Below are 12,681 nucleotides of genomic sequence, written 5' to 3'. Positions count from 1 at the left end.
TCAGCGCTTGAAGTGCGGCGGCACGTGGCCGTCGACGTTGACCCATACCGAGCGTGCTTCCGTGTAGTCGTGCATCGCCTCGAAGCCCATCTCGCGGCCGTAGCCGGACTTGCCGACGCCGCCGAACGGGCTGCCCGGATTGACGCGCTTGTAGCAGTTGATCCAGCACATGCCCGCATGGATCTGCGACGCCATCCGATGCGCGCGGGACAGGTCGTTCGTCCACAGCCCGCTGCCCAGCCCGTATTCGGTCGCATTGGCGATGGACAGCGCCTCTTCGTCGCTGCCGAAGCGCAGCACCGTGACGAACGGACCGAACACTTCTTCCTGCGCGATGCGGTCGGCCGCCGACTTTGCCTCGATGATCGTCGGACGCACGTAGTAGCCGTTCGCGAGCGCCGCATCCTGCGGAGCGCTGCCGCCGGCCAGCACGCGACCGCCCTGCTCGCGCGCCACGTCGACGAAGGACAGCACGCGGTCCAGGTGCTGCTTCGACGTCAGCGGGCCCATCTCGGTGTTCGGGTCGAGCGGATTGCCGACGCGGATCGACGATGCCAGCGACACGAAGCGCTCGAGGAATTCGTCGGCGATGCGCTCGTGCAGCACGAGCCGCGAGCCTGCGATGCACGCCTGCCCCTGGTTGTGGAAGATCGCCCACGCGGCGCCGTTGATCGCGGCGTCGAGGTTCGCATCGTCGAACACGAGGTTCGCGCCCTTGCCGCCCAGCTCCAGTTGCACGCGCTTCAGGTTGCCCTGCGATGCTTCGACGATGCGGCGCCCCGTCGCGGTCGAACCCGTGAACGCGATCTTGCCGACGCCCGGGTGTTCGGCCAGCCGCTGGCCCGCGGTATGACCATAGCCGGGCACGATGTTGATGACGCCCGCCGGGAAGCCGACCTCGGCCATCAGCTCGACGATGCGCAGCGTCGACAGCGGCGTGATTTCCGACGGCTTGAGCACGACCGTATTGCCCGCGGCAAGCGCGGGGCCCATCTTCCAGCTCGTGAACATCAGCGGGAAATTCCACGGCACGATCTGGCCCACGACGCCGATCGGCGCACGCTGCACGTAGTTCAGGAAACCCGTCTCGACGGGAATCACCGAGCCCTGCAGCTTGTCGGCCATGCCGCCGAAATACCGGAAGCAGCCGGCCGTGCGCGGCACGTCGAGCGCGCGCGAATCGCGAATCGGATGGCCGGTGTCCAGCGATTCGAGCTGCGCCAGTTCCTCGGCATGCGCGTCGATCGCGTCGGCGAGGCGCAGCAGCAGCCGGCCGCGCTCGGCCGCGGGCATCGCCGACCACTTCGGGAACGCGCGGGTCGCCGCGTCGACCGCGAGATCGACATCCGCGGCGGTGGCGGCCGCGATCCTGGTGATGAGCGAGCCGTCGTGCGGGTTGAGCACGTCGATGGTGCCGCGCTCGACGGCGTCGACGAAGCGGCCGTCGATGAACAGTTGGGTTTGCATGAATCGTCCTCGGTGTTGTGCGGATCCGCGTGTGCGGCTCAAAACTCGATCGGATACGGCGTGAGTTCGCCGCGCTCGTATCGTTGCGGCAGGTCCGGCGTCGCGTTTTCCCAGACCAGCAGCATCGAGCGCTTCGTCGAGTAGCCCTGGTGCCGGATGTCGGCCGGCATCGCGCAGATGTCGCCGGCGCGCATCGTGATCCGCGCGCGCGGCGCGCCGGTATTCTTGTCGCCGATGTCCCACACGATTTCGTCGGACAGCTGCAGGAACCACTCGACGCGGTCGTTGCCATGAAAAACCGGCAGGATGAACTCCTCGGTCGTCGGGCAGAACAGGCTGCGGCCGCACACCGACGTGACCGACGGATTCCAGGTGACGTCCGAGCGCGACAGGTACTTGAACAGGTTGAACGCGTGCAGCTCGCCTTCGAAGCCCGGCTCGACATGCACTTCCGGTTCGTCCTGGACGACGTCGGCGAACGCACGGTTGACCGGATACGCGTCGCGCAGCGGCGAGTCGCCTTCGAGGCCCGGCATGCGGCGCGTCGCGATGCGCGTGCGCTCGATCGCGGCGCCGTTGTCGCCGTGCTTGCGCCCGAACGCGGTCCCGGTCTCCTCCGGCGCCGCGAACGGATCAAAGCCCTCGTTGGTCCAGTCGTGCAGCATCGCCTTGAAGGTCGCCATGATCACCGGCGTGTCGAAGGTCTCCGTGTAGTCGACGCCCGCTTCCTTCAGGATGCCGTTGAAGGTGCCCGCGTAGACGTCGACCTTGCCGTAGTGATTGCGCGTGCCGAACACGTGGTCGAAGTTGACCCAGCCGTAGAAGAAGCCCCATGCGACGTCGCGCATCATCGCGCGCAGGAATGCGTCGGCCGGCACCGCGTGGGTGCGCGTCTGGCCTTTCGCCGGCCAGCTGATCTTGACGAAATATTCGTCGCGCACGAATTCGAATGCGCCGAGCTGGAAACCGCGATAGCCGGTAACGGCATCGGGTTGCGTCGATCGCACCAGGTCGGCGGCGAAGCCGGCGGAAGGGTCGAGAGTCTCGAGGGAAGCCATGACGTGTCTCCTGGAATATTCGATTGGCGGCAGCGAGCGGTCAGTGCACGCAGATGTCGGCCCACTTCTCGACGGACAATTCGCCGAGCATGGTCTGCACGAGCGCGACGCCCGGCTTGCGCGCGGTGAAGCGGTAGGCGCAGCCCGCCGGCAGCAGCGCCTGATGACCGTTGCGCAGGATCACGTGCCCCATCTTCCGGCCGGCCGGTTGCGCGCCGGCGCTGACCGTTCCCTGGCCGGCGCGCGGCGGAGAGTCGAGCTTGATGAATTCGATCTGCACTTCGCCGTCCATCTGGATCGCGAATTCGTCATGAGCGCACGCGAACCACGGCGACTGGCCTTCGGTGCGCAGCACCTCGATCACGTACTCGAGATTCTTGCCGGCGACGACTTTCTCGTACGGCGCCGAGCGCGACGCGACGTCGAATACGTTCGAGAACGCGTAGTGGCGTGCGCTGCCGCTGGTGATTTCGATCTCGCCCTTCCTGTAGTTTTCGAGCGAGCCAAAGACGGTGTGGTAGGCCGTGTCGGTCATTGCTGTCTCCTGGTGTTGAACCGCTTGTCAGATTCCACTCTAGGGGCAAGGCACCGCTGCAACAACCGGCCGGACGGCGACTACGGCATTTGCGTTTCGCGAACAATCATGCGGCTCAGCGCACCCAGCCGCGCGCCAGCAAGGGCGTGTCCCACGCGGGCTCGTCGCCGAGATATTCCGCGAGGAATTCGACCAGCGCCTTGACCTTCAATGCCTGTCGCTGCGTCGCGGGATAAACGGCGGCGAAGCTCAGCGGCGCCAGGTGATAGTCGGTCAGGATCGGCACCAGCGTGCCGGCCACCAGCGCGTCGCTCGCGACGAGCGTGGGCAGGCACACGACGCCCCCGCCCGTCAGCGCGTAATCGCGCAGCAGATGGACGGAGTTCGAGCGGATCATGCCCGGCAGTTCCATTTCGACGACTTCGTCGCCGTGCGTCATCGTCCAGCGATTGCGCGACGGATAGCCCGAATAGAGCGCGGTGGTGTGTTGCAGCAAATCGCGCGGATGCTGCGGCGCGCCATGCTGTTCGAGATAGGCCGGCGACGCGCAGAACAGACGGCGCACCGTGAACAGGCGGCGCTCGATCAGCGATTCGGAAATGGGCGGGAAGATCTGGAACGCGATGTCGAACCCTTCCTCGATCGGGTCGACGACGCGGTCGTTGACGATCACGTCGAGCTGGATGCCCGGATACCGCCGGTTGAATTCAGCGAGCGGCGCGCCGAAATGACCGAGTGCGAAGCCGGGAAGCATCTGGATGCGCAGGCGGCCGGTGGGCGTGGCGCGCAACTCGCGCATCTGGTCCGTCAGCTCGTTGACGCGGCCCACGACTTCCGCGCATTCGCGATAGAAGGCCTCGCCGACTTCCGACAACCGCACGTGCCGCGTGCTGCGGTGAAACAGCGGCGCATTCACGAACTTCTCCAGTTGCTGGATCCGGTTCGTCACGACGGAACTGGTGACGCCGAGCTGCCTGGCCGCCTCGGCGAAGCTGCTCGCCTCCGCGACCCTCACGAATGCCTCGATGCTCAGAAACCGGTCCATGCCGCGCCCTTTCCGTCAGCGAAAACGCCAGTGTATATGGACGCGGTGCGTCGCTGCGTCACGTCCACGGCGTCACACTGTCACCCAAACGATGTCAATCCGGGGCGGCGGCCGCATGCCATGCTTCAGTGCGGCTGTTCGCCGGTTGCCAGCTCCGGGCGCGCAACCGCGCGGCGCTGCAGGACGGCGGGCGCAGTCTCCTTGAGCAGCAGGCTGACGACGATGCCGAGCACCACCGCGCACATCGGGAGCCACAGGATGTTCTGGATCCCGAAATGGGCCGCGACGTAGCCGCCCATCGCCGGCGCAATGCCGCCGCCGAAGATTTCGCCGACGCCGACCACCATGCCGATCGACGTCGACACGAGCCCGACCGGCGCGGCCTCGGTCGCCACCGGCCCCGACAGCAGCGAGACCAGGCCGAGCGTGAAGAACGCCGCGACGAACAGCACCGCGAACAGCAGCAGCGGCTGAGGGCCGAGGCCGCGGAACACATAGAGCATCGCCGCGGTTCCGGCGAAGCCGACGATGCTGGCAATGCGGCGGCCGACGAGGTCGGACAGGCCCGGCAAGCCGAACTGCCCGAGAAAGCCGCCGAAGCCGATCGCCGACACGACGAGCCCCATCTTCTGCGTATCGAGCGCCAGATAACCGGTGAGATACAGCGGCAGCAACGCGCCGAGGACGAACACGCCCGTCATCGCGCAGCACAGTGCGCCCATCGCGACGAGGATGTTGCGGCTCCTGAGCACGTGCCCGAGCGACGCCGGCGCATGTTCCGACGCGACCTGCTTCGCGATCTTCGGTTCGCGGATCACGAAGAACATGATCGCGCCGAGCACCAGGCCCGGAATGGCCACGAGCGCGAACACCCAGCGCCACGTGACGAAACTCAGCAGTTGCGTGGCGATGATCGGCGACAGCGCCAGCCCGAACAGCGCGAAGCCGCTTTGCTGCAGCCCGAGATTCAGGCCGCGCCTGCGCGGATGCGAGGCGTCGGCGGTGGCGGCGAAGCTCGTCGGGCAGAACGAGCCTTCGGCGACGCCCATCAGCCCGCGAATCGCGATCAAGCCGAGCAGGCCGCCCGCCATGCCGGAGAAGCCCGACAGCAGCGAGAACGCGATGATCGCGGGGATCAGCACCTTGCGGCGGCCGACCTTGTCCGAGATGCCGCCCATCAGCGCGGCGAAGATGCCCCAAGACAGGCCCAGCACGCCGATGCAGTTGCCGACGTCCTGCGCGTTCAGGTTGAGGTCCTTCATGATCGAGGGAAACAGCGGCGCGATCAGCCATCGGTCCAGGCCCACCAGGCCGAAGCCCAGCGCCAGCAACGTGACCGCCTTCCATTCGTAGGAGGTATCCCACTCGTTCGATTTCATTTCCGTCTCCGATGCTTTTTGTGCGCGACCGCCGTCGCGAAGAATGGTCGACCGTGGTTTCCGTCGCGCTTCGAATGCGCCGATCGACGCCGCAACGATAGGGGCAACCGGTATGACGGCGGTATCGGAGAACCGGCGAACGCGTCATTCGCGAAACGCAAATAATCTGTGGAGCCCGGCGCAAAGCGCTGACGGGACGCTCCGAACGCGGCTGGCTGTGCGACAAGTCCGCGCGAATCACGCGGGTTTAGGGGAATCCCTCGTAGACACTGGCGACGAAGCGCGGCGGTCGCGCGGTCTGCACCGGATTGCCGATGCCGTCGCATTGCGGATATAAAGGCGAGCATGGACACGCAACGCTGGATTCACGATCCCGTCGGCGCCTTTCGCGCGTGGCAGGAAACGACCGCCACCGGCGCCGGCCGACAGCCGTTCGCGCCGCGATCGATCGTGCAGCACGTGGCGATGTTCGAGCGGTTCCTGCGCCATCTGCTTACGCATCGCGCGACCCTCGCCACGTTCGGGCCCGACCACGTCGCGACGTTCCTCGCCGAACTCGAACGCAGCTGCGCACCGGGCACGTCGACGCGCGTGCGCTATGCCAAGCTGATCGACCGGCTGTGCCGTCATCTGGTCGAAACCGGCGTGCGCACTACACATCCGGCCAACCGTGCGACGCGCGCACTCGCGTGGCCGGACGGTGAACCGGAGCCCTGCTATCTGCCGCCCGATGCCGACGCCGCGCTGCAGCGCCATGTGCAGCCGCAGCCGCACGACACGCCGGCCGCCTGCCGGAATCGTGCGATCGTCGCGCTGCTGCTTGCGAGCGGCATCACGTCGGCAGAAATCCGGGCGATCACGAACGACGCGCTCGCGCCCGACGGACGGTCGCTGTCGGTGCCGCGCGATCGTGCGCGACCTGCGCGCCGCATCGCACTCGCGTCGTTCGCGCGGGCGCCGCTGGCCGCATGGCGCGCGGCCAGCCCCGATACGCGCGACTCGGCGCGCCTGTTTCCCGCGCCGCGCGGCGGCGGTGCGATGAACGACATGTTTCTGCTGCTGGTCGTGCGCGACGCGCTGACCGCGATCGGCTTCCACACTGCGGACATGAGCCCGCGCGTGCTGAGAAACACGTTCGCGCGCCGCCAGTTGCTCGCCGGCCATGCGCATGCCGACGTCAGCGCAATGCTCGGCCTCGTCAGCGCGCGGACGGTGACGCGCATCCGGCAGACGCTGCCGCCCGATGCGGCCGCGGCGCGCGCCGCGCGCGAGCGCTGACGCCCGCGCAGGGGCGTGCGAGCGGCAACGCGACACGGGTCATTCCGGCTTCGACTGGACCAGACGCAGAATCCGGGTGTCGTAGGGCGACTGCATGACCTCCGCGATGCGTACGTCGGCGGCCGCCGGATGCAGCGGATTCAACAGGAAGTTGTGCGCGTGCGGGACCACCACGCTCGGCACGCGCAGCAACGCGCTCGGCTGCGTGTGCAGCCATTCGGTGCCGGCGCTGCGGGTCCAGTCGACGTTGGTGCGCCAGTCGGCCGGCGCGTCGGCTTCCACGATCTCGGCGACATCGACCGAATCGGGCGCGTCGACGCGCAGCAACTGGTATCCGCTCGGCAATTGCGCGACGGTGGCGATTTCGAAGTGGACGAGCGTCTCGAGCAGCGCGAGCGCGGGATGCTCGGCGAGATAGACGACGGGCTGCCCGGCGAAATGCCAGCGCCCGCCCGCGCGCAATCCGCCGATGCCTTTCAGATCGGCGTAATTGCTGATTCGCCACAGCGTGGTCAAGCGAAATACCCTTCGTCGATCTGCGTGAGGGCCTCTTCGACGAGCCGCGCGCCGTGCTCGGTGCTCGCCATGTCGAGCGAGGTGCGGCCGCCGAAGCGCTGCAGCCCGTTGCGCAGCCACGCCATCGCCTTGTCCTGGTCGCCGAAGGTGGCCGTCGCCTGCGCGACGATGCGCGCGAGACGGATCGCCTTGTCCGACTCCTCCGGAGACAGCCGCTCGTGCGCCTGGCGACGATGGCTCAGCGTGCGCCGCGGGATGATGAAGGCCAGTTCGTCGGACTTCAGGCCGCGCTCGGACAGCCGGTCGATCACCGACACGTCGACGCGCGCGCTCGCCAGCTCGGCCAGATCGGCGCCCGAACGGACACGGATCGCCAGCAGCTGCTCGAGAATCGTGAATTCGGCCTGACGCGGATGCGCGACGCCCGAAGGATGAAAAGCGATGGTGCTCATGACCTGTCTCCGGCAATTTGCCCAATCATTATAGGCGTTTTGCCGTGCGTTTGCGGATACCGGGATGGTGGATGGCCTTCGGGCTGGTTGCGGGGGAAGTGCGCGAATCGGAGATTCGCCTCGGTGGTGGGTTATGGGAATTCAGTATATAAAGTCTCTGTCTTATGGTTGTCACGTAACAACTTTATTAGCGGAAATAGTCCGCGCCGCCCGGTCTTCCGAACACCCGCCAGGCTTCACCGCTCGTCTCGCCGGAACCGCATCTCCGTCTGCTCGCGCCGGATTCGCGCCCATATCGCGGACTTTTCGTCGTCGTTCATGAATATCCGGTTCGACCCTTCGCCCACCCTCCGACCGCATCCTTCGCGCATATCGTCGAAAAAACGTCGAATACATGCCGACACACCGATTGTCGGGCGTGTCGCGGAGCATGAAGGTCAGGGAAGGAGTTCGTATCGGTTGAGATACCCGACGCCGTCACGATGCGGGCGATAAACGTTCGGACTAAACGACGGCGGAAACATGTGCGCGCCACCCGCCCGCTCGAGCGCTCCCATAAACGACTACCTTGACCGTCCACCCGCCGACGTCCAGCACCCGGACCGGAAGAAAGCCGTACACGCCTGTCGGCACGGCGCCCCGTTCCTGCGGAAACCGTTGATATATCCGGCCGGCGCCGCTTCCACTATCCCCGCTCGCCCGCAAGCCGCGCCAGCGCCGCCGCGATGCCCGCTCCATATCGAAATGCGCGAGTTTCCCGATCAACCATGTGTCATGCAGCAGCACGAGCCCGCGCGGCCCGGACGTCCGGATGTTGACGTTGTCGCCGACCGGCGCGCCGTTTCGCGTGTGTCAACTTTCTATCGTCCGATTGAACAAACATGATAGTTATCCTGACGATACGGAAAGTCCGGCCGCGCGTCCCCGACGACGATCAGCCAGCCCACTTCGACGAACGAATCACGCTGCAGAAATTGCCGGCATGGAAATGCGGATCCTTGTCGGCGAGCACATCGGCCTTGACGTTGCCGAACGTCGTGTCCGGCTTGTGCCTGATGCCGTCGTAGAACGCCTGGATGATGTCTTCCTTGAAACGCGGCGTGCGCGGATGCGCGCGGACCACGGCCTCGCGCTCGCCGTCGCTGTATTCGGAATAGGTGAGTCCCAGCACGTCCATCTCGACGCCGGCAGTCACGAGCGCGATCACCGGATGCATGTGCTGCGGAATCCCCGGCGTCGTGTGCAGCGCGATCGACGTCCACACCACATCGATGTCCTGCTGCGAAATCCCCCTGCTCTTCAGGAAATCGCGGGCGGTGTTCGCGCCGTCCACCTCGAAGCGTTCGCACGCGCTGCTGTGCGTGTGCGTCAGCCCCATGTCGTGGAACATGCATCCGCAATAAAGCAGCTCGGGATCGTACTCGAGCCCGCGGCGCCGGCCCGCCAGCGCACCGAAGTAGTAAACGCGGCTCGAATGGTTGAACAGCAATTCGGACTCGGTATCGCGAACGAGTTCGGTGATCTCGCGCGCCAGCTGGCTATCGGGAATGGTGATGCCGGATACGTTCACAGTCATGATCGACCTCCATTGAAGACAACCCCGATTCTCCGGACGCCGCCAGCCGTCCTCAACAGACGTAATACGTCAAATCCTGCCATTTCACTTGACTGGCGGACACCGCGCCGGAATCACCCGAAACCCGCGACCAAAGCCGCTTCTTGCCCATTCCGCACGGTGCCGGCGCGTCTATACTGCTACGCGTCACGTTCGACGCAATACATCACCGCTCATGCCGAAGGTCGTTGGAATTTTCGCCGTCCCGGGCGTCCAGCTGCTCGATGTCTCCGCTCCGCTCGACGTATTCGCACAAGCCAACGTCGAATGCGGCAAGGCGTTCTATACGCTGCGCGTCATCGCGAGCGATTCGGGGCCGATCCGCAGCTCGTCCGGCGCGCAACTGCTGCCCGACTGGGTCGCGCCCGACATTCCCGAACGCATCGACACACTGCTGGTCGCCGGCGCGCCGCATGCCAACCGGCTCGCGCTGCGCACCGACACGCTCGCGTGGCTGCGCTCGGCGGCCGTGCAAAGCAGGCGCTACGGGTCGATCTGCACCGGCGCATTCATCCTCGCGGCGACCGGCCTGCTGAAGGGGCGTCACCTGACCACGCACTGGGCCGCCGCCGATGCGCTGGCCGACGCGTATCCGTCGCTCGCCGTCGACGCGGATGCGCTGTACGTGCGCGACGGCAAGCTGCGGACCGGTGCGGGCGTGACCGCGGGCCTCGATCTCGCGCTGGCCCTCGTCGAGGAAGATCTCGGCCGCGACATCGCGCGAAGCGTCGCCGCGCAGCTGGTGATGTTCTTCAAGCGGCCCGGCGGGCAGCTGCAGTTCAGTCGCAAGGGCGAAGCGCGCCCGGCCGGACGCTCGGTGCTGCAGGAAGTCCAGCGCTGGATCGCGGCCAATCCGGAACTGACGCATTCGGTCGCGGAGATGGCCGCGCATGCCGGCATGAGTCCGCGTCACTTCGCGCGGCTGTTTCGCGCGGAAGTCGGCATGACGCCAGCGGCATGGGTCGAGGCGACCCGCATCACGGCGGCCCGCCAGTTGCTCGAGAACGGACGCGACACGCCCAAGCAGGTCGCCGCGAAATGCGGCTTCGCGAACGTCGATACACTGCGGCGCTCGTTCGCGCGGCATGTCGGCATCACGCCTGCCGAGTACCGAAAGCGGCAGGCGGTGGTCGCGGACTGACGTAGCGCATCGGTTCGACACGACGCCGGCCGGTTTTTTGATCTCCGCATATTACCGACAGCGAGCTAACAGCCACCTGTCACCGCCGTCCGATGCGTTCGCGCACATGGCGCGCCGCTTGCGACCGGCAACGCGAATGCCGTTTTCAATCAACTGCTTGGAAGCGCCCGAGCGGCAACCGGCCGCCGGTCCATTCGACGCGCCGACTCCACGCGTTTCGCGGCCGCGCGACGCGCGCGCCGCGCTCGCTATTTTTCGAAATCGAGCGTTACCCCCTTGTAATTCCCATTCATCCGGCCATCCATTAGATTGAAGACGTTCCAGACGCAACGAGGTGGAAAGATGAATGCGAAACAATGGGCCGTGATCGGTTCCGGCATGCTGGTCGCATGCCTGTCCGTGCAGCCGGCGATGGCCGGCGTTTCGATCGGTTTCGGCATTGCCGCGCCCGCTCCTGTCTATGTTGCCCCTGCGCCCGTGTACGCCGCACCACCGCCCGTCGTCTATGCGCCGCCGGTCGTCGCCGCGCCCGTGATGGTGCCCACGGTCGGGATCGCGATCGGCTGGCATGGCGGCCGGTACTGGGACGGCCGCCGCTGGTGGGGGCGGCAGGAATGGGCCGCGCACCGCCGCTGGTAAGCGCTCTCGCCACGGGGCGACGCGCGACCTGACGATCCGCGTCGCATCCCCTTCATCCGACGGACGCCGGCCGATATTCCGCGCAAGAACGCAAGCCGCGCCCGACACCGGCGGCCCTGTTCCGGTTTGCCGCAACCCCACCCGATCCGACGTGCGCCTTGCGATACGGGCATCCGTACCGCAAGGCGCACGGGCGGCTTTTCCATCCTGCCGACGACACAAGCCGTCGGCCCCAACCGAGTTCATCAGGAGTCCTCCATGCAATCCAGCCGCGCCGCGCTGCTTCGATCCGGGAGACGGACATGAACGCGCCGAACGCGTCGCCTCCGGCACGGCGCAGCTCCCGCTGGTGGATCGCCGCCGGCCTGCTGATCGTGCCGATCGCCTTGATCGTCTTTCACCTGCTGCGCCAGACGAAGCCGGTGCGCACGATCCCCGCCCAGGTCGTCAGCATCGCGACCGCATCCGCGGGCGACATGCCGGTCGTGCTGAACGAACTCGGTACGGTCACGCCCGTCGCGACGGTGACGGTCCTGCCGCAATTGAGCGGCTACCTGACCGAGGTCGGCTATCACGAAGGCGAGGAAGTCACGAAAGGCCAGTTCCTCGCGCAGATCGATCCGCGCCAGTACCTGATCAGCAAGCAGCAGGCGCAGGCCCAGCTCGCGAAGGACGAGGCGAGCCTCGCGCAGGCGCGCGCCGATCTCGCGCGCTACGCGGACCTCGCCGAACACAAGTCGATTGCCGCACAGACCTACCAGGACCAGCAGTTCACCGTGCAGCAGGACGCCGCGGCGGTACAGGCGGACCGAGCGAACATCGCACAGTACGACCTCGATCTCCAGTACTGCCGGATCACCGCGCCGGTGTCGGGACGTGTCGGCTTGCGGCTCGTCGATCCCGGCAACTACGTGACGTCGTCGAGCACGACGGGCATCGTCGTGATCACGCAGACGAAGCCGACCACCGTGCAGTTCACGGTGCCGCAGAACGCGCTGTCGCAAGTGCTGCGACGCTTCGGCGCCGGCGCGAAGCTGCCGGTGACCGCCTATTCGAGCGACGACGACAAGCCGATCGCGTCCGGCACGCTGTACGCGATCGGCAACCAGATGGCGACCTCGACGGGCACTGTCACGCTGCGCGCGACGTTCGCGAACGACGACGAGGCGCTGTTCCCGAACGAATTCGTCAACGTGCGGCTCGACGTCGACACGCTGCACGACGCGGTGCTCGTGCCGACTGCTGCGGTGCAGAGCGGCGCACCGGGCAACTACGTGTACCTCGTCAATCCGAACCATACCGTGTCGGTGCACAAGGTCACGCTCGGACCCGGCAACGGCCGCTATACCGCGATCACGTCCGGACTGGCGATCGGGCAGCAGGTCGTGACCGACGGCGTCGACCGGCTTAGCGACGGGGCACCGATCCGCGTGGCGGCATCAGGGACGCCGGGCGCGTCGAGCCTGGCCGCGACGGCCGACTCGCGGCGCGGTCGACATCGAGCGGCCGCCGCGATCGCCGCCTCGAACGCAGCCTGACGACGCGCGACACACGAC

The 12,681-nt window shown here is 66.7% G+C and carries 13 protein-coding genes; 4 read left to right on the top strand and 9 right to left on the bottom strand.

Annotated features, from left to right (window positions below; all coding sequences use genetic code 11):
• The 5 genes from WS57_RS19075 to WS57_RS19055 all read right to left on the bottom strand — a co-directional run bounded on the left by WS57_RS19075 (position 1) and on the right by WS57_RS19055 (position 5,484).
• Positions 1 to 1,467, bottom strand: coding sequence for an aldehyde dehydrogenase family protein (locus WS57_RS19075; RefSeq protein WP_059517554.1), 1,467 nt, complete (start codon positions 1,465 to 1,467; stop codon positions 1 to 3).
• A gap of 38 nt (positions 1,468 to 1,505) precedes the next feature.
• On the bottom strand, positions 1,506 to 2,525 hold the full coding sequence (locus WS57_RS19070) for a hydroxyquinol 1,2-dioxygenase (RefSeq protein WP_038455439.1): 1,020 nt from the start codon (positions 2,523 to 2,525) through the stop codon (positions 1,506 to 1,508).
• Between the two features lie 40 nt (positions 2,526 to 2,565).
• Complete coding sequence (locus WS57_RS19065; RefSeq protein WP_009687807.1) at positions 2,566 to 3,060, bottom strand: hypothetical protein; 495 nt, start codon at positions 3,058 to 3,060, stop codon at positions 2,566 to 2,568.
• 115 nt (positions 3,061 to 3,175) lie between these two features.
• The gene (locus WS57_RS19060; RefSeq protein ID WP_009687808.1) at positions 3,176 to 4,105 is read right to left on the bottom strand and encodes a LysR family transcriptional regulator; all 930 of its coding nucleotides are present in this window, start codon (positions 4,103 to 4,105) and stop codon (positions 3,176 to 3,178) included.
• Positions 4,106 to 4,230: 125 nt separating this feature from the next.
• Complete coding sequence (locus WS57_RS19055; protein WP_059517556.1) at positions 4,231 to 5,484, bottom strand: MFS transporter; 1,254 nt, start codon at positions 5,482 to 5,484, stop codon at positions 4,231 to 4,233.
• A 345-nt stretch (positions 5,485 to 5,829) separates the two neighbouring features.
• Here WS57_RS19055 and WS57_RS19050 point away from each other — a divergent pair, with 345 nt between their 5' ends.
• Positions 5,830 to 6,762, top strand: coding sequence for a tyrosine-type recombinase/integrase (locus WS57_RS19050; RefSeq protein WP_059517558.1), 933 nt, complete (start codon positions 5,830 to 5,832; stop codon positions 6,760 to 6,762).
• 39 nt (positions 6,763 to 6,801) lie between these two features.
• Here WS57_RS19050 and WS57_RS19045 read toward each other — a convergent pair whose 3' ends face one another.
• The 4 genes from WS57_RS19045 to WS57_RS19030 all read right to left on the bottom strand — a co-directional run bounded on the left by WS57_RS19045 (position 6,802) and on the right by WS57_RS19030 (position 9,306).
• Positions 6,802 to 7,278, bottom strand: a complete 477-nt coding sequence (locus WS57_RS19045) for an RES family NAD+ phosphorylase (protein WP_009693149.1) — start codon at positions 7,276 to 7,278, stop codon at positions 6,802 to 6,804.
• Positions 7,275 to 7,730: an antitoxin Xre/MbcA/ParS toxin-binding domain-containing protein gene (parS, locus tag WS57_RS19040; protein ID WP_006480981.1), complete on the bottom strand. Its 456-nt coding sequence runs from the start codon at positions 7,728 to 7,730 to the stop codon at positions 7,275 to 7,277. Before parS ends, WS57_RS19045 begins: the two co-directional genes overlap by 4 nt.
• 504 nt (positions 7,731 to 8,234) lie before the next feature.
• Positions 8,235 to 8,543: a hypothetical protein gene (locus tag WS57_RS38385; RefSeq protein WP_155741229.1), complete on the bottom strand. Its 309-nt coding sequence runs from the start codon at positions 8,541 to 8,543 to the stop codon at positions 8,235 to 8,237.
• Positions 8,544 to 8,664: 121 nt separating this feature from the next.
• A complete protein-coding gene (locus tag WS57_RS19030; RefSeq protein WP_059517560.1) occupies positions 8,665 to 9,306 on the bottom strand; it encodes an HD domain-containing protein in 642 nt (213 codons plus the stop codon).
• Between the two features lie 214 nt (positions 9,307 to 9,520).
• On the opposite strand from WS57_RS19030, the gene WS57_RS19025 reads away from it, so the two are divergent.
• The 3 genes from WS57_RS19025 to WS57_RS19015 all read left to right on the top strand — a co-directional run bounded on the left by WS57_RS19025 (position 9,521) and on the right by WS57_RS19015 (position 12,663).
• On the top strand, positions 9,521 to 10,486 hold the full coding sequence (locus WS57_RS19025) for a GlxA family transcriptional regulator (RefSeq protein ID WP_069244727.1): 966 nt from the start codon (positions 9,521 to 9,523) through the stop codon (positions 10,484 to 10,486).
• A gap of 378 nt (positions 10,487 to 10,864) precedes the next feature.
• Positions 10,865 to 11,125: a hypothetical protein gene (locus WS57_RS19020; protein WP_059600720.1), complete on the top strand. Its 261-nt coding sequence runs from the start codon at positions 10,865 to 10,867 to the stop codon at positions 11,123 to 11,125.
• Between the two features lie 302 nt (positions 11,126 to 11,427).
• Positions 11,428 to 12,663, top strand: coding sequence for an efflux RND transporter periplasmic adaptor subunit (locus tag WS57_RS19015; RefSeq protein WP_069244726.1), 1,236 nt, complete (start codon positions 11,428 to 11,430; stop codon positions 12,661 to 12,663).
• Positions 12,664 to 12,681: the final 18 nt, after the last annotated feature.

The sequence above is a fragment of the Burkholderia pseudomultivorans genome (assembly GCF_001718415.1).
GTDB classification, from domain to species: Bacteria; Pseudomonadota; Gammaproteobacteria; order Burkholderiales; family Burkholderiaceae; genus Burkholderia; species Burkholderia pseudomultivorans_A.
The sequence above is the reverse complement of the archived record's forward strand: the minus strand, read 5'-3'. Positions and strand labels throughout refer to the sequence as shown.